Raw genomic sequence first — 19,212 nt, 5'->3', positions numbered from 1 at the left:
TCGCCGTTTATTCCGCCTCGTGTCGCTGGACGCGAGGCGAGAATTCAGTAGCGTAGGCGCAATTCACCCTGAGGGCTGGCTCGTGCTGCGCTATTTGACCATTCTGTTCGTTTCCATCTCGCTCAGCGCCTGTGTTGACCGCACGGTGACCGAGATCGTGCCGTCGGCCACAACCGTCGGAACGCCTGAAAAAATATTCGTAAGCACGACCCGAGCGCGCGAAGCAGATGGGACCTATGGGTTTCGGCGAGGGGAAGCGCTGAAATTTCTTGAATCGACCGTATCGATCCCGCCCACGCATACACCGGGAACGCTTAAGTTCTCCTACGCGAACCCAAACCCCAAAAAAGAATTCGTTCTGACAGATGTGACCGAATTGAACGGGGCGCAGGGTTTGCGTGAACATTTACGCGGCGAAGACGATGTCACAATTTTTGTGCATGGCTACAACTCGACTCAGACCGAGACGATTTTCCGTGCGGCACAGCTGACCCATGACATCGGCCTTCCGGGCTCAACACTGGTTTATTCTTGGCCCAGCCGCGCGACGGGCTCTGGGTATGCCTATGATCTGGACAGTATGCTGTTTGCCCGTGACGGGTTGGAGCGAACCATCCGAGACCTGAAAGCCATGGGTGTCAAACGTGTCATTCTGGTCGCACATTCCATGGGCGGCGCTCTGTCTATGGAGATGATGCGGCAGGCGGAACTGCAGGAACCCGGTTGGTCCAACCGAAACATCGAAGGTGTTGTTCTGATCTCCCCCGATCTGGATGTTGACCTGTTCCGCTCACAAATGAACCGGATCAAGAATCCACCCGATCCTTTCCTGGTGATGGTGTCGCAAAAGGATAAGATTCTAAACATCTCGGCACGCCTTCGCGGAACGGATGAAGGTGAGAGATTGGGTAGGATCAGTTCGCTAGATACGCTTGAGGAATTCCCGATCAACGTGATCGATACAACAGCCTTCAATAAGGACGCCCAGTCCTCACATTTCGTGGCCGCCACCTCACCGGCACTCTTGTCGATCCTCAGCTCTTTGCGACGCGTCAACAATACCTTTGGGAGCGAATATCGACCGGGTATCGATTTACTTGTTCCACCCAACCAACGTAATCCTGATGGCGCAACTGAGATTACTCTGACCGAAACAGGGCAGGCGCAGGTCACGACACCGTGACGCGGTTCAGCCTGCGCCAGTATCTGCGGGACAACGCAGCCTGGCTTGGCGCAGGTATTCTGCTGACCTTTCTGTCCAGCTTCGGACAGACGTTTTTCATCTCGGTCTTTGCTGGGAATATCCGCGCAGAGTTTGGCCTTGGGCACGGGGCGTGGGGTGGTCTCTATTCGCTGGGCACCACTGTATCTGCCCTCGTGATGATTTGGGCGGGCGGGCTGACGGATATCTTTCGCGTCCGGGTTTTGGGGCCTGTCGTCCTGGCCGGTCTGGCTTTGGCGGCGCTGGCCATGGCTGTGAACAGTTGGCTCATTCTTCTGCCGCTGGTGGTTTTTTTGCTACGTCTGTTCGGTCAGGGGATGAGCATGCATCTGGCGCAGGTCGCCATGGCGCGGTGGTTCACCGTCACGCGCGGCAAGGCACTTTCGATTGCCTCGGTCGGTTATGCGATAGGCGAGGCGCTGCTGCCGCTCGCCTTCGTGGCTGCAATGGCCGTATTGGACTGGCGCTGGCTTTGGGTGATTTCCGCGGCGATCGTCTTAATGGGAATACCGGTTCTGACACGTCTATTACGTCAGGAGCGCACACCGCAGAGTTTGGCCAGCGAGTATTCGGCAACCGGAATGCAGGGCCGCCATTGGACGCGAAAGGAAACTCTGTTTCATCCCCTGTTCTGGGTTATGGCACCGGCGTTGCTGGGTCCGTCGGCCTTTATCACCGCGTTTTTCTTTCACCAGGTGCATCTGGCCGAGGTGAAAGGTTGGCAGCATATTGATTTGGTGGCGCTGTTTCCGGTCTACACCGGCGTATCGTTGATATCGATGTTTGGGGCCGGTTGGGCGTTGGACAAATGGGGCACGGCGCGGCTGATGCCCTATTACCAAATCCCGATTGCGATTGGCTTTGTCATTGCGGGAATGACGAGTTCAATCGCAGGGGCCATGATCGCAATGGCCTTTCTGGGCCTCACCGTGGGAGCCAACAACACCTTGCCCAGCGCTTTTTGGGCGGAATTTTACGGCACCGGACATATTGGGTCCATCAAGGCGATGGCCACGGCGGTCATGGTGCTTGGATCGGCCATCGGCCCCGGACTGACCGGTGTCCTTCTGGATGCAGATATCTCGCTGGATACGCAATTCCTGTGGATCGGAGGGTTCTTTATCCTCGTCTGCCTCTCTGCAAAGATCGGAATTTCACGGGAAGAGCGCTCGTTTTAACGCGTACGTCGCAGGTAGATGTAATAAGCTCCGTCGCCACCGTGGCTGATATGGGCTGGCGCCACCTGCAACACGGCCTGCGCCAAAGGTGGCAGGGCCAGCCATTGCGGCACCTGATTGCGCAAAACACCGCGTGGGGTGGGAATAGGTCCTGGTTCGTCCCGATCCTTGCCCTTGCCGGTGACAACCAGAACCAGACGTTTGCCCGACGCCTGCGCGGCCAAAACAAAACGGATCAGCGTCGGGTGCGCGGTATCTACGCGCATGCCGTGCAGGTCCAGCTTGCCTTCGGGTTTGATTTTACCCCGCTTCATACGGCCAAACGCCTTGGTGTCCATCTGCACAGGGCTGGCCCGCAGACTGTCTCCGATCATTGGCTTCAACGCATGCCGCGCTGGTTTACCCGCTGCGTTTTGTCCGACCTCGAATGCTTCAAATCGCGGCTTTGGAGTTTTGGTTGGTTTGGGTTTGGGCAAGTTGATCGGATGAACCGACTGCGGGATTTCCGGGTGCATACGCTCAGCCTGTTTGGCGACCTTGCGCCACAGCTCGATCTCATCTGCAGTCAGTTTGCGCCGTGACATCAGAATTCATCCGGTAACAGGGCATAGGCCCGCTGGATCGGCAGCAGCAGAACCATCCGACCCGGATCCTTCAAGCGCCCGGCGGCCTGGCCGGCCTCATCGCCAGTGCCAAAGAAGATATCCGCGCGCTGCGCACCCTTGATGGCCGCACCTGTATCCTGCGCGATCATCAGCCGACGCAATGGCGTCTTGCCGTCCTTTTCCACCCAGACCGGAGCACCCAGCGGCGTATAAGCCGGATCAGCCGCGATGCTGCGCATTGTGGTCACTGACCGGTTCATGGCGCCCAGTGGCCCAAGTTCGGGTGCGACACGCGAGACTTCGCGAAAGAACACATATGAGGGATTGTGGAACAACAGTTCGGCCCCGGCTTCGGGGTTCTTGCGCACCCAGGCGCGGATCATCTGGGCACTGACCTCGTGCGCGCCCAACGCGCCCTGACGGATCAGCTCGGCACCAATCGAACGGTAAGGATGACCATTCGCGCCGCCATAACCGACGCGCAACGCGCTGCCATCCGGCAAGCGGACACGGCCCGAGCCCTGGATTTGCAGAAAGAACAGCTCAACCGGGTCATCCACCCAGGCAATCTCAAGTCCGCGACCCTGCATTGTGTCACCGGTCAGGATTTCGCGACGGCTGAGCCATGGTCCTTCGGCCCGCGCCTCGGGCGGCATCTTGTAGATCGGGTATTTGAAACGATCCGTCCGTGTTTTGGACCCGTCCAGTTCAGGTTCGAAATAACCGGTGAAAAGCGCCTTTTCACCGTCCTCTACCAGAACCGGTCGAAAGAACAGTTCAAAGAACGACCGAGCCGCATCCGCCTCATAGGTGCGGGCGACGCCACACAACGCTTGCCAGTCCGGATCATCCAGATCACCGCAGGTGTTCAGAAAAACCGAAAGGGCCGCCCCGTGATCGTCGGCAGCCCATCCATCCAGATCGTCAAAAGAAAGAATAGATCGCGTCGGTTCAGCGCTGGCGGCAGTGGTCATAGCTGCCACCAGTAATAGCGACCTGAGCGCGCCAATCATGCGTCCGTGGCAACAAGCAGCCAGTTCGGATCATCAGAGCCCATGACACGGGCAAAGGTCCAGCTGTCCTTTTGGCGTTTGACGGTGTTCGGGTTGCCTTCGATGATGTCGCCACCACGGTCACGTACGACCGAGGTCAGCTCTCCGACAAACCGCATGGTGATTTCCGCCTGGTTTGTATCTTTGTCGAACTTTGCATCAGCCAGCGTGGTTTCACGCACACCGATGAACTCGGCCTCGATTGTCAGACCCTGATCTTCGCGGGCCGCAACGACTGATACGAATGTGTCGAACACCTCTTCGGACAGGAAGGGCTGGATTTCATCCAGATTGCCCTTTTCGAACCCCATGACGATCATCTCGTAGGCACCGCGCGCGCCCTGCACAAACTCAGTGACGGAAAAGCTGGGTTCAACCCGCTTCATCGCGGCCAGAGTTTGTGCCTGTTCGCTGTCTTCGGCCACATGGTCTGTGATGTCATGATCCGGGCCGCCTTCGATCACCTCGAACCCGCGACGCGATTTGTTCGTATCGGGTTGCTGTTGAACAGGAGGTTTCTCAAAACCCTCACGCGTGCCCAGCACGCTTTTCAGGCGCAGGATCAGGAAAACGGCAATTCCGGCCAGGACCAGCAACTGGATCATCGGTTCGTTCATTTCATCCTCTTTTCAGACCGCGACTTTGTATACGCAGCCTCTTGCCACTATGTAGGTGACAGATCGTGGCAAGTCCACAGCCCGGCCTATGGTAAAGGATAACGCAAATGTATCTGTTCTTGGCATTTTTATTAGTGCCCATCATCGAGATCGCCCTGTTCATACAGGTTGGCGGCCTGATCGGCCTGTGGCCAACACTGGCGATCGTAGTCCTGACAGCCGTAATCGGCACCGTTTTGGTCAGGACACAAGGTCGCATGGCACTGGCCAATCTGCAGCGGTCCTTTGCTGAACTGGACGATCCGACCGAGCCACTGGCCCACGGCGCGATGATCCTGTTGTCCGGCGTTTTGCTGCTGACACCGGGGTTCTTCACTGATGCTGTTGGTTTTGCGCTGCTTATTCCCGGCGTTCGGGTGGCTGTTTTCCGCTATCTGAAATCCAAGGCCACCATCACGCACTTTCAGATGGGTACCGGCGCGCAGTTTCGCACTGGTCCGACTCCGTTTGATCAGGATGACGTGATCGACGGCGAGTTCACCGAGGTTCGACCACGTCAGAACCCTTCGAAGCCATCCAAATGGGTCGAAGGTCCGCACCAGCATTGAGGTGTCGCGCCCAACTTGCTAAGCAATGGCGAATTTCATTTTCGGAGTAGATCCATGGCTGACGAAAGCCCTGCAGAAAACACCGCGGCACAGGCCGCTCCTCAGATCCAGATGCGCGTTCTGGGACAATTCATTCGCGATATGTCATTTGAAAACGTGATGGCGCAAAAAGGCGTGTCGGGCGACGTGCAGCCCGAGATCGCCGTGCAGGTGAACCTGGACGCCAAAAAGCGCCCGACCGAGCATCAGTACGAAGTTGCCGTGAAGCTGAACCTGACGTCCAAAGCCAAAGGCATGGAAGACGTCCTGTTCCTGTGCGAGCTGGATTATTGCGGTCTGTTCCACATCGAAGGCGTCGCCGACGATCAGCTGCACCCGTTCCTGATGATCGAGTGTCCGCGCATGCTGTTCCCCTTCCTGCGCCGTATCGTCAGCGACATCACCCGTGACGGTGGCTTCCCGCCGGTCAACCTGGACAACATCGATTTTGTTGCGCTGTACCGCAACGAATTGATGCGCCGTCAGGCCGAAGCTCAGAAAACCGAAGCTTAATCGGTTGCACCCGCGCCGGGCAGGGGCTCAGGCGCGGGTCCACAGGGCGTTTTCGCCCAACTTCTCTACAAAAGCATCATGAGCCGCGCGTTCGTCTGCGGTGATCTTCGACGGCAAGGCCGTCGGGCGCGCTGTCGGACGCCAATCATCGCCGCCACCGGCAGCAGAGGCTGCGCTCGTGGACAGGCCGAAATCCGGCTGCCGCCCGCCAATCAGCTCAAGATACACCTCGGCCAGAATTTCGGAGTCGAGCAGCGCCCCGTGCAGCACACGGTTGGTGTTGTCGATGTTGAACCGGCGGCACAACGCATCCAGCGACGCGGGCGAGCCCGGAAATCGTTTGCGCGCAATCGCAAGCGTATCCAGCGCCTGATCCATCGGAAGGGTCGGCAATCCCATCCATTTCAACTCGGCGTTCAGGAATTTCATGTCGAAGGACGCATTGTGGATGACCAACTTGGAATCCCTGACGAAGTCCAGAAACCCCTGACCGACCTTGGCAAAAACCGGCTTGTCCTTCAGTGTGACCTCACCCTTTTCCGGCGGCCGCGGATTTTCCAGCAGGTCGGGGCCAATACCGTGCACGCCAAATGCCTCATCCGGCATCGAACGTTCCGGATTGATATATACGTGATAGGTTTCACCCGTAGCAACGTGGTTCCACAGTTCCACCGCACCGATTTCGACAATCCGGTCGCCGCTTTCGGGATCAAACCCCGTGGTTTCGGTATCGAGTACAATCTCACGCATCTGCCAGCCCCGCCCGTATCTGCCTGACCACATCCTGCACCTGCGCGCGGGCGTGGTCCAGAGTGTCAGTTACGATCACGAAATCCGACCGCGCGCACTTTTCGTCATTCGGCATCTGTTTGGCACGGATCTGTTCGAACTGTGCCTCGGTCATCGTTCCGCGTTCCATTACGCGGCGTTTTTGTTCATCCGCCGGAATCGAAACACAGGCGACCGCATCCATCGCTGCATCTCCGCCCGTTTCGAACAGCAATGGCACATCAAAGACCAAAATGTCCGCCGTGGCAGTTTCCCTAAACTCGGCACGGTCAGCGGCCACAAGGGGATGGACGATGGCCTCAATCCCTTTCAACGCGGCGGGGTCCTGCGCGATGATCTGCTTCAGCGCATCCCGGCTGACACAGCCGTCTACAACAGCATCCGGAAACTCCGCCCGCATCGGCTCAACCGCAGCACCTTCCCTTGAATAGAGTCTATGTACAGCCGCATCGGCATCCCAAAGCGCACAGCCTTCGTCCACGAACATCTGCGCCGTGGTGCTTTTCCCCATACCAATCGAGCCCGTGAGGCCAAGAGCAAAGCTCATTCCAGCACCGCTGCGCGCAGATCATCCGTCACTTCGGGTCGGTGACCGAACCAACGTTCAAATCCCGGAACCGCCTGATGCAGCAACATGCCCAGACCGTCGACCGTTGTACATCCGGCTTCCTCGGCCGTCCGCAACAACCGAGTTTTAAGCGGCGCGTATACCAGATCGGTAACGACGGCACCCGGCTGCAACCCATCCAGAGGAACCCGCAGTTCAGGCTGCCCCTGCATTCCCAATGAGGTTGTGTTCACCACCAGCTCAGCATTTTCGATGACGTTGCCAGCCTTCACCCAATCGACCACCTTGATGCGCGGCCCGAACTCTTCTTTCAATTGATCGGCGCGTTCGCGTGTACGGTTGGTCAGCAAAATCTCTGGGACTCCGGCATCCACCAACGCCTGCAGAACGGCACGTGCGGCGCCGCCTGCGCCGAAGACCACTGCGGGCCCATCTTCCGGGTTCCAATCCGGCGCACCAGCGCGGAGGTTCTCCATGAAACCGTAGCCGTCAGTGTTGTCTGCGTGGATCGAGCCGTCATCCTGAAAGACCAGCGTATTTGCCGCACCAATTTTGGCCGCGCGATCCGACACGTGATCCGCCAGACGTAGTGCCGCCTCTTTATGGGGGACGGTCACATTTGCGCCGACATATCCGGCTTTGGGCAAAGTCCGCAGAACGCTCTCCAAATACTCTGGCGCAACGTCCATGGGAATGTAGTGACCAGCCAACCCGTGCGTCTTTAACCAATGCCCATGCAGCTTAGGGGACTTAGAATGTGCAATCGGATGCCCGATCACCCCGGCCAGTGGAATTCGGTTCTTGGTCATTGATCGATCACCCCTTTGACGGCCAGAAAATTCAACAGCTCCAACAGGGGCATACCCAAGACATTAAAATAGTCGCCGTCAATGGTGGCGAACAGGCGAACACCTTCTTCTTCCAGCTTATACGCGCCCACCGCGTGACGAATGCTATCCCAGTTGCGGTCAATATAGCGTCGCAGATAGGCATCCGAACTCATCCGCATCTTCAGGCGCACTTGTCCCACATGCCGCCAGATTGGTTCGCCATCCCGGTAGATGACAGCGGCGGACAGCAGCATATGCCGCTTTCCCCGCATCGCCTTGAGCTGTGCCAGCGCATCTTCAGGCGACTCCGGCTTGGACAGTAACCGCCCATCAAAATCCAGCACCTGATCACAGCCCAGAACCATCGCACCGGGGGACTTGTCGCTGACTTTGCGGGCTTTCATTTCAGCCAGGGTGTCCGCAATATCACGCGGCGGCGCGTCTTCGGCCAACAAGGCGCGTTTGGCGGTGTCCTCGTCCACCCGCGCGGTCTGCACCGTGAACGGCACGCCCGCGCTGCGCAGCAGCTGCGCGCGGATCGATGACCCCGAGGCAAGGATGATGGGGACAGACATGTGGAAAACCCCCTGAGCAAATCGTTGAGTGTTCTGGGATGGTTTGTATGGTTTTCCGGTTGACACGCAACCCCGGGCATATCGCGAAAATCTTACCCGAGTCGCCCGAACACCATCCATTTGGGACAAGGATAACCTGAGAACACGGGAAAACCCGGATGTCCCGTTTTACCCAACGGGTTATCCCCAGAAACATCCATATCATATAATCGCAACCATTTGAAAATGCTATATTTAATTTCCAATCAACAGAATCAGATGGCAAAAGCGAAACTTTGTCCACCTGGGGAAAACACATGGGTAAAAAAGTAATCCACCGATTTTACTCACCCTACAAAACCATCTTCCTTTTTCTTTTCTTATTTTTTTATTAGGGAGAGTTCCGAACAACGTCCGGAGCCAGAATGACTGATCTTCTTTTCACGATTTACCCGTGGGTGAAGTCTGTACACATAATGGCCGTAATCTCATGGATGGCCGGGCTGTTCTATTTGCCCAGACTATTCGTCTATCACGTGGAAAAGGCGCAATCTGTCGACGGAGCGCAGGAAATCTTCTTTGAAATGGAAGAAAAGCTGCTGCGTGTGATCATGCGCCCAGCGATGTACGTGGCGTGGGTGTGCGGCCTGATCATGGTCTTCACGCCGGGCATCGTCGGATGGGACTGGTCTTGGCCTTGGGTCAAGGGTGCTGCCGTGATTGGCATGACCTGGTTCCATCACTGGCTGATGGCACGACGCAGGGATTTCCTTGAGGGCCGAAATAAGCTCACTGGGCGGCAGTTTCGCATGATGAACGAGGTTCCGACCGTTTTGATGATTGTCATCGTTCTGGCGGTCGTTCTGAAGTTCTGAGGGCCTGTTTGACTCGGGCGGCTGTCACGCTTATGTAAGGAGCAACACGCCCGTCCGGGCGGCGTATCTTCCGTACTGAAATTCCACTTCGTGCCGCGGTGTCAGCGGCGAAGGTATATATAATGTCCACTGAATCCCTGAATCTGGCCGACCTGAAGGCCAAAAGCCCCAAAGACCTTCTGGCCATGGCCGAAGAGCTGGAGATCGAAAACGCCTCGACCATGCGAAAAGGCGAGATGATGTTCCAGATCCTGCGCGAACGCGCGGATGAAGGCTGGACCGTCGGTGGTGACGGTGTGCTGGAAGTGCTGCAGGACGGCTTCGGCTTTCTGCGCTCGCCTGAGGCGAATTATCTGCCGGGTCCGGACGACATCTATGTTTCGCCCGATATGATCCGCCTGCATTCGCTGCGCACCGGCGACACCGTCGAAGGTGAGATCAAGGCGCCTGATGACAATGAGCGCTACTTTGCGCTTACCAATGTCACCAAGATCAACTTTGAAGATCCTGAGAAAGCCAAGCACAAGATCCTGTTCGACAACCTGACGCCGCTCTATCCTGATGAGCGTCTGAAGATGGAAATCGAAGATCCCACCATCAAGGACAAGTCGGCCCGGGTGATCGATCTGGTTGCGCCGATCGGTAAAGGTCAGCGGTCGCTGATCGTGGCGCCTCCGCGGACCGGTAAAACGGTGATCCTGCAGAACATCGCGCACTCAATCGAACAGAACCACCCCGAGTGTTATCTGATCGTCCTGCTGATCGACGAACGCCCGGAAGAGGTGACCGACATGCAGCGTTCGGTGAAGGGCGAGGTTGTATCTTCGACCTTTGACGAACCGGCGACGCGTCACGTGGCGGTGTCGGAAATGGTCATCGAAAAAGCCAAGCGTTTGGTCGAACATAAACGAGATGTTGTTATTCTTCTTGATTCGATCACAAGACTTGGTAGGGCATTTAACACAGTGGTACCGTCTTCGGGTAAAGTTCTGACCGGTGGTGTGGACGCAAACGCGCTGCAACGGCCTAAGCGGTTCTTTGGTGCGGCGCGGAACATCGAAGAGGGCGGTTCGCTGACCATCATCGCCACCGCGCTGATCGATACCGGCAGCCGTATGGACGAGGTTATCTTTGAAGAATTCAAAGGCACTGGTAACTCGGAAATCGTTCTAGATCGCAAGATCGCGGACAAGCGCGTCTTCCCGGCGATCGACATCCTCAAGTCCGGCACCCGCAAAGAGGATCTGCTGGTCGATAAGGGCGATCTGGCCAAGACCTTCGTCCTGCGCCGCATCCTCAACCCGATGGGCACAACCGATGCGATCGAGTTCCTGTTGTCGAAGTTGAAACAGACCAAGACAAACGGCGAGTTCTTCGATTCGATGAACACCTGACACAGGTCTTAACTGACGCGAGGCCTTCGAATGGATACGATATTCGCCTTGGCCAGCGCGCAAGGCAAAGCCGGGGTGGCGGTCATACGCCTCTCTGGCCCTCAGGCGCATTCCGCTGCGGGCAAATTAACCGATGGCACGTTGCCGGCCCGTGGCATGCGGGTGCGGTCGCTGCATGCGGCCGATGGCTCGCGCCTGGACGATGGCTTAATCCTGACATTCCAAGGCCCGGCCAGCTTTACTGGTGAAGATGTCGCCGAGCTGCAGATACATGGCAGCACCGCCTCGGTAAACGCAGTGATGCGAACCCTGTCCGATATGTCCGGGCTACGTCTTGCGGAGCCCGGGGAATTCACACGCCGAGCGCTGGAAAATGGCAAGATGGATCTGACACAGGTCGAAGGTCTTGCCGATCTAATAGACGCTGAAACCGAAGCGCAACGTAAACAGGCGCAGACCATTCTTGCGGGTGAGTTGGGCACATTGGCCGAGCGCTGGCGGCGCGATCTGATCCGGGCGGCATCGTTGCTGGAAGCTGTGATTGATTTCGCGGATGAGGAAGTCCCGACCGACGTCACTCCTGAAGTAAAATCCCTGGTTGCCGGCGTCATGGCCGATCTTCACAGAGAAGCAGAGGGTGTGAAGATCGCAGAGCGGATTCGAACAGGGTTTGAAGTTGCGATTGTAGGTCTTCCGAACGCAGGAAAGTCGACTTTGCTGAATGCGTTGGCAGGGCGCGAAGCGGCGATAACGTCAGAATATGCCGGAACGACCCGGGACGTGATTGAAGTTCGAATGGACCTTGCTGGGTTGCCTGTCACGCTGTTGGACACAGCGGGTCTGCGGGAAACCGAAGACCACGTTGAAAACCTCGGGATCGAGTTGGCCAAAAAACGGGCGGAATCAGCTGATCTGCGTGTGTTTCTGACTGAAAACCCCGAGGAACTAGGTGTTCTAATGTTGTCTGATGATATCCAAGTGTTGCCCAAGTCTGATCTTCGGGAACCGTCTGAAGGCGGAATCTCTGGAAAAACCGGGCAGGGTATCGATAGGCTTATCTCCCAGATTTCGCGCGTTCTGAGCAATAGAACTACAAGCAGTGGTATTGCGACGCGAGAACGACATCGTGCGGCGCTGAATACGGCGCATAAGGCGCTTGCAGCAGCGATGGCGGTTCTGGAATCAGGTCCGGACTTGTATGATATCGCAGCAGAAGAAATGCGCACGGCGATCCGTGCCCTTGAAACCTTGGTTGGCAGAATAGGGGTGGAGGACCTTTTGGATGAAATCTTCTCGAGCTTCTGCCTGGGTAAGTAAGGAGTGTTTCACGTGAAACATTCAGAATTCGATGTGATCGTTGTTGGTGCTGGGCATGCAGGAACCGAGGCTGCTCATGCGGCGGCTCGTATGGGTGTCAAAACGGCCTTGGTGACATTGTCTGCTTCGGATATCGGAGTTATGTCTTGTAATCCGGCAATTGGCGGGTTGGGCAAGGGCCACTTGGTCCGGGAAATCGATGCGCTTGACGGCGTCATGGGACGCGTCGCGGATCAGGCGGGAATTCAGTTCCGCCTGTTGAATCGCCGCAAAGGACCAGCAGTTCAGGGTCCTAGAACGCAGGCCGACCGTGCCTTGTATCGTGCCGCGATGCAAAGGGAAACGCAAAAACAACCTAACCTATCTGTCGTGGTCGGCGAGGTCGCCGACTTTCTGATGGTTGGAAGCAGCATCGCTGGCGTCAAACTGGCTGACGAATCAGAAATAAAGGCGAAAGCTGTCATTCTTACATCGGGTACGTTCTTGCGCGGCGTTATTCATATTGGAGACGTATCACGACCTGGCGGGCGTATGGGAGATCGTCCGTCGATCAAGTTGGCGGAACGTCTCGACAGTTTTGAACTGCCATTGGGGCGATTGAAAACGGGTACGCCACCGCGGCTGGACGGTCGCACAATTGATTGGAGCGATCTTGAACAACAGAACGGTGACGATGAGCCGACCCTGTTTTCTTTCTTGTCTACAGAAGTGATCGCCCCGCAGATTTCCTGTGGAATCACACATACAAATGCGCGTACGCACGAAATCATCGAAAAAAACCTGTCCCGATCCGCTATGTATGGTGGTCATATTGACGGGGTAGGGCCCAGATATTGCCCGTCAATCGAAGATAAGATCGTCCGCTTTGCCGACAAAGATTCGCATCAGATCTTTCTGGAGCCCGAAGGTGTAGAAGATCACACAATCTACCCGAACGGGATTTCAACATCCTTGCCTCAGGACGTTCAGCTGGAATATGTGCGATCCATTAAAGGTCTTGAAGCGGCGGAAATTCTGCAACCGGGTTATGCGATTGAATACGACTATGTCGACCCCCGCGTTTTGACATCCTCCCTCGCGCTGCCAGAAGTTGAAGGCCTATATTTAGCGGGTCAGATCAATGGCACCACAGGATATGAGGAAGCGGCGGCCCAAGGCCTTGTCGCTGGTTTGAATGCCGCCCAAAAAGTGCTGGGTCGGGAACCTATCCACTTCACACGAGCGGACAGTTACATCGGCGTCATGATCGATGACCTGACAACGCGTGGTGTCGCAGAGCCCTATCGGATGTTCACCTCTCGGGCGGAATTTCGGCTTTCCTTGCGGGCTGACAACGCAGACCAGCGTTTGACACCCATTGGCCTTGATATTGGGTGTGTCGGGCAGGAACGCCGGTCGAAATTCACCGATAAGATGAAGAAACTGTCAGGTGCAAAGTCCAAACTGACCGAGCGGACATTTACGCCAAAAGAAGTCCGGGCGGCGGGTATCAACGTCAATCAGGACGGCAACCGCCGGGATGGTATGGCGATTCTGGCCTTTCCGGACGTTCATTTTGATGACCTTTTGCCATTGGTTCCGGAAATTTCTGATGTTGATCGTGAAATCCGTCTGCAAGTGGAGCGGGACGCGCTTTACGCGAACTATATTGCGCGACAGCGGAAAGATGTCGAAGCGATGAAACGTGACGAAGCTTATGAGATTCCGCGAGGTTTTGACTATTTCGCGATGGAAGGGTTGTCTTCGGAAATGAAGCAAAAGCTCTCAAACGCAAAGCCTCAGAACATAGCACAGGCTGGGCGTGTCGAAGGTGTTACACCGGCCGCGCTTACACTTGTACTTGCTAAACTTCGCCGCGATCAGAAGGTTCGCAAAGCATGAATAAAGCCATTCTCGACGATTTGGGTGTTTCACGTGAAACATTTGAACGTCTAGCGACCTATGTTGAGCTTGTGAAGCGCTGGAATCCAAAGATCAATCTGGTTTCACGGAAAAGCCTGGATGAAATCTGGGTTCGGCATATCAAAGACTCGGTTCAGGTCTACAGATGCGCTCGGCCTTTTGAGAACTGGGTGGATCTAGGAAGCGGTGGCGGTTTCCCCGGAATGGTTTGCGCCATTATGGCTGTTGAAGATGCGCCGAAGGCCCAATTTACCCTCGTTGAAAGCGATCAACGAAAATCCGCGTTCCTGCGCAACGCCGCCCGTGTATGTGGTGTGAATTGCAGTGTGATTTCAAAGCGAATCGAGGTAGTTGATCCCTTGAATTCTGACATCCTTTCAGCGCGGGCTCTGGCGGATCTGCGTACACTATTATCCTTTTGTGACAGACATTTGTGTAAATCAGGTCTGGCGCTGTTGCCGAAAGGCGAAAAGTGGAAAAAAGAGCTGGAAGAGGCGCGGGAAGAATGGAATTTCGATGTCGACCCGATTACAAGTTTAACTGAGCCTCAGGCCGTTATCCTTAAAATAAAAGGAGTTTCACGTGGTTGATTTGTCTCGTCCCTCAGGGCCCCGAATTATTGCGGTTGCCAATCAGAAGGGCGGGGTCGGAAAAACCACTACGGCAATCAATCTAGCCGCGGGCTTGGCTGAGGCAGGGTGCAAGGTGTTGGTTGTTGACCTTGATCCACAGGGTAATGCGTCCACCGGGTTGGGGGTCGAGGACCGGGATTGGACAACCTACGACCTGATTTTAGATGATGCGCCATTGGAGGCCGTTGTCCAGGAAACGGAAATCGAGGGTTTGTTCGTCGTTCCGGCAACAGTTGATCTGAGTTCGGCTGATATCGAGCTGATTTCCAACGAAAAGCGCAGCTATCTTTTACATGACGCTTTGCGTCAGACCGCGATCGACAAGTTTGAACTGGACTTTGTGCTGATTGATTGCCCTCCGTCTCTCAATTTGTTGACTGTGAACGCAATGGTCGCAGCGCATTCCGTACTGGTTCCGCTGCAAAGCGAGTTCTTTGCATTGGAGGGATTGTCACAGCTGATGCTGACCATTCGAGAGGTTCGTCAGACCGCGAATCCGGACCTTAGAATCGAAGGTGTTGTGTTGACTATGTATGACAACCGCAACAACTTGTCCCGTCAGGTCGAAAAAGACGCGCGTGACAATCTGGGTGAGATGGTATTTAAAACCAAGATACCCAGAAATGTGCGGGTCAGTGAGGCGCCGTCTTACGCATTGCCTGTTTTGCAATATGACTCGGGATCTCTGGGGGCGATGGCCTATCGGCACCTGGCCCGGGAAGTCATGCATAAAAACAAGAAAATCGCCGCATAAGCGGCAGCGAGGAGGGCACCGTGGCCGCCAAAAAAGCAAAACCCAGAGGTTTAGGTCGGGGGCTGTCTGCTCTGATGGCGGATGTGACGCAGGATACGGAAGGCTTGAGGCCATCGGAGCCCCGCCGCCCGGACATGAAGGTCCCGATCGAAAAGCTACGCGCCAATCCTAACCAGCCCCGCAGAACATTCTCGCCGGAGCAACTGGATGAGCTTGCGGCCTCGGTCAAGGAAAAGGGCATCATTCAGCCACTGATCGTGCGTGAGGTTGGCGGCGGAAGCTACGAAATCGTAGCAGGTGAACGCCGTTGGCGGGCGGCTCAGATGGCGCAGTTGCACGATATTCCTGTGATCGTACGGGATTTTGACGACACCGAAGTTCTGGAAGTCGCCATTATCGAGAACATTCAGCGCGCGGACCTGAACGCGGTTGAAGAGGCGGCTGGTTACAAACAACTGATGGACCGGTTTGGCCATACGCAAGAAAAGCTTGCTGAAGCGCTGGGAAAGAGTCGCAGTCATATCGCGAACCTCTTACGGTTGTTGTCGCTGCCTATGGATGTTCAGACGCTGGTTATCGAGGGAAAACTGTCAGCAGGACATGCCCGAGCCCTGATTACGGCAGAAAATCCGTCAGAACTGGCGAAAATCGTCGTCAAGGACGGGCTTTCGGTACGTGCGACCGAAGCGTTGGTGAAAAAGCAGCAGCAGGGTGATGCGCCACAAGCAGCTCCGCGGTCCAGAAACCTGAATGCGGGTAAGGATGCAGATACGCGCGCGCTGGAAAAAGATCTTTCGGCGATATTGGCGATGAAGGTGGCGATCAACCACAAGGCGGGATCGGAAACAGGGCAGGTTGTTCTGACCTATGAGAACCTGGATCAGCTGGACGATCTGTGCGCCAAACTCAGCCGCTAGGGCGGGTCCATATAAAGATCATCACGCCGCCGAGGACGACTGCCTGAATGATCAGGATGTGACTTGGAAGCGCAAGAATGACTGACAAACCAAAAACAGCGGCGACCGAGAGGGTGGCCGCTTTTTTTGCGGCCGGACGAATGGCGCCTGAACGTTGCCAGTCCAGAATCATAGGTCCAAAAGTCCCGTGGCTGACCAACCAGTTGTGCAAACGGGATGAAGACCGGGCAAAAAAGAACGCGGCCAGCAAAAGAAACGGGACCGTCGGCAAGAGAGGCAATGCAATGCCGATCACTGCCAGCCCGACACATAGTAAGCCCAACGCGGCCCAGAGGTATTGCATCTGTTATCCCAACAACTCTCGGATGACCGCATTCAGAACTGCGCGACCGTCTTTGGTGGCAACCAGACGGCCATCTTCCAAATCTATCATACCAATTTCTTTCAGGTCATTTAGCTTGTCTTCCGGCAATGGCTGGTCCGACAATCTGTTGTAACGATCAATATTTAGACCTTCGGTGACTCTCAACCCCATCATAAGGTATTCACTGGCCTGATCTTGAGTAGGAAGTCGGGTTCTTTCTTTCTCACCGCTCCCCTTAGCAACTGCATCCAGCCACGCGGTGGGTGACAAATGCGTCTCGGTCGCCATTTTCTGGCCTTCCAGCGTGACGCGGCCATGTGCTCCGGGACCGATGCCGACGTAATCTCCATAGCGCCAGTAGATCAGGTTGTGCCGAGATTCTGACCCGGGGCGCGCGTGGTTTGACACCTCATAGGCAGGCAGACCATGCGCTTCGCAGATCTCCTGTGTCGCCAGATACATATCGGCGGCGTGGTCATCCTCGGGCAGGCCGCGCAGCTTGCCAACGGCATAGCGATCCCCAAAGGCGGTGCCTTCCTCGATCGTCAATTGATACAGCGAGAGATGATCGACGGCCATCGAAAGCGCCTCAGTCAGCTCGGCGCGCCAGGCGTCCAACGTCTGATGTTGGCGGGCATAGATGAGATCAAAGCTGACGCGGTCAAAGCAGGTGCGCGCAATATCAAAGGCAGCACGGGCCTCGGCAACGGTGTGGATACGCCCCAGACGCCGCAGATCTTCGTCGTTCAGGGCCTGAACCCCCATCGAGACCCGGTTTACACCCCCATCCCGGTAGGCGGCGAACCGACCGGCCTCGACCGATCCCGGATTGGCCTCAAGCGTAATCTCCATGTCATTGGCAGGCCGCCAACAAGAGCGAGCCTCGTCAATAATGGCAGCGACAGTGTCAGGCGCCATCAAGGACGGCGTACCACCACCAAAGAATATTGTATTCAGAACCCGGTCCGGCGTTTCGGACGCCGTACGCTGCAGTTCGCTCAGATATGACTTAAGCCATTGTTTTTGATCAATATTTTTTGAAACATGGCTGTTAAAGTCGCAATAAGGGCATTTGGCCTCGCAAAAAGGCCAATGCACGTACAGGCCAAAGCCCCCGTTGCGCCAATCATCCGCCAAAGCAGCCTTTCACGAACATCTCCACCGCGCGACCGCGATGGCTGATCTTGTTCTTTTCCCAGCGATCCATCTCGGCAAAGGTAATGTCGTACCCGTCGGGGACAAACATCGGGTCATATCCAAAACCGCCTTTACCCCGAATTGGCCAAACCAGATGACCCGGCGCGATGCCCTCGAACACTTCGTCATGTCCATCGGGCCAGGCCAGCACCAGCGTGCTGCGGAATTGCGCAGTGCGAGGATGGGCGGCGTTCTTCGCCTCCAGCTCATTATGCGCGCGGGTCATGGCCATCAGGAAATCGCGACCGTTGCCCGTTTCTGCCCAATCGGCGGTGTAAACACCCGGCGCACCGTCCAGCGCGTCGATGGTGATCCCGGAATCGTCCGACAGGGCAGGCAGGCCGGTCGCCTTGGCGGCGGCATGGGCTTTGATCCGGGCGTTACCGACGAAAGTGTCCTCGGTTTCCTCGGGTTCGGGCAGGTTCATTTCGCCTGCGCCCACAACCGTCACACCAAAGGGTTCGAGGAGATGGGCCATCTCCTCAAGCTTGCCCTTGTTGTGCGTGGCCACCAGCAGCCTGTCGCTGTCGAACTTTCGGGTCATGCGGTGGCAGCCTTTTGCGCCGCAGCCAGTTCACTAACGCCTTTTTCCGCCAAGTCCATCAGTTGGTCCATTTGGGCACGGCTAAAGACCGAACCCTCTGCGCTCATCTGAACTTCGATCAGCTTGCCCGAACCGGTCATGATGAAGTTGCCGTCTACGCCGGCCTCGCTGTCTTCGGGGTAGTCCAGATCCAGAACCGGTTGGCCGGCATAGATGCCGCAGGACACCGCTGCCACCGGATCGACCAGCGGATCAGAGATCACGTCGCCAGCCTTCATCAGCTTGTTCACGGCAAGACGCAGCGCAACCCAACCGCCGGTGATCGAGGCGCAGCGGGTGCCGCCATCGGCCTGGATCACGTCGCAATCCACAGTGATCTGACGCTCACCCAGCGCAACGCGGTCCACGCCTGCACGAAGGGCGCGACCGATAAGACGCTGGATCTCCACGGTACGACCACCTTGCTTGCCCGAGGCCGCCTCACGCCGCATCCGGGTGTTGGTTGCACGGGGCAGCATACCGTATTCAGCGGTGACCCAACCCAGGCCCGAACCCTTGATGAACGGCGGCACGCGATCCTCGATCGTTGCGGTGCACAACACGTGGGTATCGCCCATCTTGATCAGGCACGAACCTTCGGCATGTTTGGTAAAGCCCGTCTCAATTGAAACGGCGCGCATTTCGTTTAAATCACGTCCTGAGGGTCGCATGGAAAATCCTTTGTTTGCTGGGTTGGGGATA

The 19,212-nt window shown here is 56.3% G+C and carries 22 protein-coding genes; 11 read left to right on the top strand and 11 right to left on the bottom strand.

From position 1 onward, the window contains the following. The first annotated feature begins 82 nt into the window (after positions 1-82). Both ACR0J0_RS17120 and ACR0J0_RS17115 read left to right on the top strand, forming a co-directional pair. Positions 83-1,183, top strand: a complete 1,101-nt coding sequence (locus tag ACR0J0_RS17120) for an alpha/beta hydrolase (RefSeq protein ID WP_480665351.1) — start codon at positions 83-85, stop codon at positions 1,181-1,183. Then, positions 1,180-2,400 carry an MFS transporter gene (locus ACR0J0_RS17115; RefSeq protein WP_480665350.1) on the top strand — a complete coding sequence of 407 codons (1,221 nt, stop codon included), beginning with the start codon at positions 1,180-1,182 and terminating at the stop codon, positions 2,398-2,400. The genes ACR0J0_RS17120 and ACR0J0_RS17115 overlap by 4 nt, the downstream gene beginning before the upstream one ends. Here ACR0J0_RS17115 and ACR0J0_RS17110 read toward each other — a convergent pair. Genes ACR0J0_RS17110 through ACR0J0_RS17100 form a run of 3 tightly spaced genes read right to left on the bottom strand, consistent with a single transcriptional unit; the run spans position 2,397 to position 4,674 of the window. Further along, complete coding sequence (locus tag ACR0J0_RS17110) at positions 2,397-2,984, bottom strand: Smr/MutS family protein (protein ID WP_480665349.1); 588 nt, start codon at positions 2,982-2,984, stop codon at positions 2,397-2,399. The two genes, ACR0J0_RS17115 and ACR0J0_RS17110, sit on opposite strands and share 4 nt — an antisense overlap. Next, complete coding sequence (gene mltA, locus ACR0J0_RS17105; RefSeq protein WP_480665348.1) at positions 2,984-4,018, bottom strand: murein transglycosylase A; 1,035 nt, start codon at positions 4,016-4,018, stop codon at positions 2,984-2,986. Before mltA ends, ACR0J0_RS17110 begins: the two co-directional genes overlap by 1 nt. Next, on the bottom strand, positions 4,015-4,674 hold the full coding sequence (locus ACR0J0_RS17100) for a Tim44/TimA family putative adaptor protein (protein WP_480665347.1): 660 nt from the start codon (positions 4,672-4,674) through the stop codon (positions 4,015-4,017). The genes mltA and ACR0J0_RS17100 overlap by 4 nt, the downstream gene beginning before the upstream one ends. Positions 4,675-4,781: 107 nt before the next feature. Here ACR0J0_RS17100 and ACR0J0_RS17095 point away from each other — a divergent pair, with 107 nt between their 5' ends. Together ACR0J0_RS17095 and secB are read left to right on the top strand one after the other, a co-directional pair. Beyond that, positions 4,782-5,282, top strand: coding sequence for an FxsA family protein (locus ACR0J0_RS17095; RefSeq protein ID WP_480665346.1), 501 nt, complete (start codon positions 4,782-4,784; stop codon positions 5,280-5,282). Between the two features lie 54 nt (positions 5,283-5,336). Next, positions 5,337-5,834 carry a protein-export chaperone SecB gene (secB, locus tag ACR0J0_RS17090; protein ID WP_475200587.1) on the top strand — a complete coding sequence of 166 codons (498 nt, stop codon included), beginning with the start codon at positions 5,337-5,339 and terminating at the stop codon, positions 5,832-5,834. Between the two features lie 27 nt (positions 5,835-5,861). Here secB and dnaQ read toward each other — a convergent pair whose 3' ends face one another. The 4 genes from dnaQ to ACR0J0_RS17070 are packed head-to-tail and all read right to left on the bottom strand — an operon-like array spanning position 5,862 to position 8,596. Then, positions 5,862-6,584 carry a DNA polymerase III subunit epsilon gene (dnaQ, locus tag ACR0J0_RS17085; RefSeq protein ID WP_480665345.1) on the bottom strand — a complete coding sequence of 241 codons (723 nt, stop codon included), beginning with the start codon at positions 6,582-6,584 and terminating at the stop codon, positions 5,862-5,864. Continuing rightward, positions 6,577-7,170 carry a dephospho-CoA kinase gene (coaE, locus tag ACR0J0_RS17080; RefSeq protein WP_480665344.1) on the bottom strand — a complete coding sequence of 198 codons (594 nt, stop codon included), beginning with the start codon at positions 7,168-7,170 and terminating at the stop codon, positions 6,577-6,579. Before coaE ends, dnaQ begins: the two co-directional genes overlap by 8 nt. Further along, complete coding sequence (locus ACR0J0_RS17075) at positions 7,167-8,000, bottom strand: shikimate dehydrogenase (protein WP_480665343.1); 834 nt, start codon at positions 7,998-8,000, stop codon at positions 7,167-7,169. Before ACR0J0_RS17075 ends, coaE begins: the two co-directional genes overlap by 4 nt. After that, on the bottom strand, positions 7,997-8,596 hold the full coding sequence (locus ACR0J0_RS17070; RefSeq protein WP_480665342.1) for a Maf family protein: 600 nt from the start codon (positions 8,594-8,596) through the stop codon (positions 7,997-7,999). The genes ACR0J0_RS17075 and ACR0J0_RS17070 overlap by 4 nt, the downstream gene beginning before the upstream one ends. Positions 8,597-9,000: 404 nt before the next feature. On the opposite strand from ACR0J0_RS17070, the gene ACR0J0_RS17065 reads away from it, so the two are divergent. From ACR0J0_RS17065 to ACR0J0_RS17035, 7 genes are all read left to right on the top strand, one after another. Continuing rightward, positions 9,001-9,450, top strand: coding sequence for a CopD family protein (locus tag ACR0J0_RS17065; protein ID WP_239339650.1), 450 nt, complete (start codon positions 9,001-9,003; stop codon positions 9,448-9,450). A gap of 122 nt (positions 9,451-9,572) precedes the next feature. Beyond that, complete coding sequence (gene rho / locus ACR0J0_RS17060) at positions 9,573-10,844, top strand: transcription termination factor Rho (protein WP_480665341.1); 1,272 nt, start codon at positions 9,573-9,575, stop codon at positions 10,842-10,844. Positions 10,845-10,874: 30 nt separating this feature from the next. Further along, positions 10,875-12,161 (top strand): tRNA uridine-5-carboxymethylaminomethyl(34) synthesis GTPase MnmE, encoded by a 1,287-nt coding sequence (gene mnmE, locus ACR0J0_RS17055; protein WP_480665340.1) that lies wholly within the window; start codon positions 10,875-10,877, stop codon positions 12,159-12,161. 12 nt (positions 12,162-12,173) lie between these two features. Then, positions 12,174-14,042 carry a tRNA uridine-5-carboxymethylaminomethyl(34) synthesis enzyme MnmG gene (mnmG, locus tag ACR0J0_RS17050; RefSeq protein WP_480665339.1) on the top strand — a complete coding sequence of 623 codons (1,869 nt, stop codon included), beginning with the start codon at positions 12,174-12,176 and terminating at the stop codon, positions 14,040-14,042. Continuing rightward, positions 14,039-14,653 carry a 16S rRNA (guanine(527)-N(7))-methyltransferase RsmG gene (gene rsmG, locus ACR0J0_RS17045; RefSeq protein WP_480665338.1) on the top strand — a complete coding sequence of 205 codons (615 nt, stop codon included), beginning with the start codon at positions 14,039-14,041 and terminating at the stop codon, positions 14,651-14,653. The genes mnmG and rsmG overlap by 4 nt, the downstream gene beginning before the upstream one ends. Beyond that, entirely contained in the window at positions 14,646-15,449 is an 804-nt protein-coding gene (locus ACR0J0_RS17040) for a ParA family protein (RefSeq protein ID WP_480665337.1), read from the top strand. The genes rsmG and ACR0J0_RS17040 overlap by 8 nt, the downstream gene beginning before the upstream one ends. Before the next feature lie 20 nt (positions 15,450-15,469). Then, positions 15,470-16,366, top strand: coding sequence for a ParB/RepB/Spo0J family partition protein (locus ACR0J0_RS17035; RefSeq protein ID WP_480665336.1), 897 nt, complete (start codon positions 15,470-15,472; stop codon positions 16,364-16,366). Here the strand turns inward: ACR0J0_RS17035 and ACR0J0_RS17030 are convergent. Genes ACR0J0_RS17030 through rph form a run of 4 tightly spaced genes read right to left on the bottom strand, consistent with a single transcriptional unit; the run spans position 16,356 to position 19,181 of the window. Beyond that, positions 16,356-16,709 (bottom strand): YbaN family protein, encoded by a 354-nt coding sequence (locus ACR0J0_RS17030; RefSeq protein WP_480665335.1) that lies wholly within the window; start codon positions 16,707-16,709, stop codon positions 16,356-16,358. The genes ACR0J0_RS17035 and ACR0J0_RS17030 overlap by 11 nt on opposite strands. Before the next feature lie 3 nt (positions 16,710-16,712). After that, positions 16,713-17,867: a radical SAM family heme chaperone HemW gene (gene hemW / locus ACR0J0_RS17025; protein WP_480665334.1), complete on the bottom strand. Its 1,155-nt coding sequence runs from the start codon at positions 17,865-17,867 to the stop codon at positions 16,713-16,715. Then, positions 17,857-18,471, bottom strand: coding sequence for an RdgB/HAM1 family non-canonical purine NTP pyrophosphatase (rdgB, locus tag ACR0J0_RS17020; protein ID WP_480665333.1), 615 nt, complete (start codon positions 18,469-18,471; stop codon positions 17,857-17,859). Before rdgB ends, hemW begins: the two co-directional genes overlap by 11 nt. Then, positions 18,468-19,181 carry a ribonuclease PH gene (gene rph / locus ACR0J0_RS17015; protein ID WP_480430059.1) on the bottom strand — a complete coding sequence of 238 codons (714 nt, stop codon included), beginning with the start codon at positions 19,179-19,181 and terminating at the stop codon, positions 18,468-18,470. The genes rdgB and rph overlap by 4 nt, the downstream gene beginning before the upstream one ends. Between the last annotated feature and the right edge of the window lie 31 nt (positions 19,182-19,212).

It is taken from the genome of Ruegeria sp. BF12, from assembly GCF_056538705.1.
This window is presented reverse-complemented; position numbering and strand designations above follow the sequence as displayed.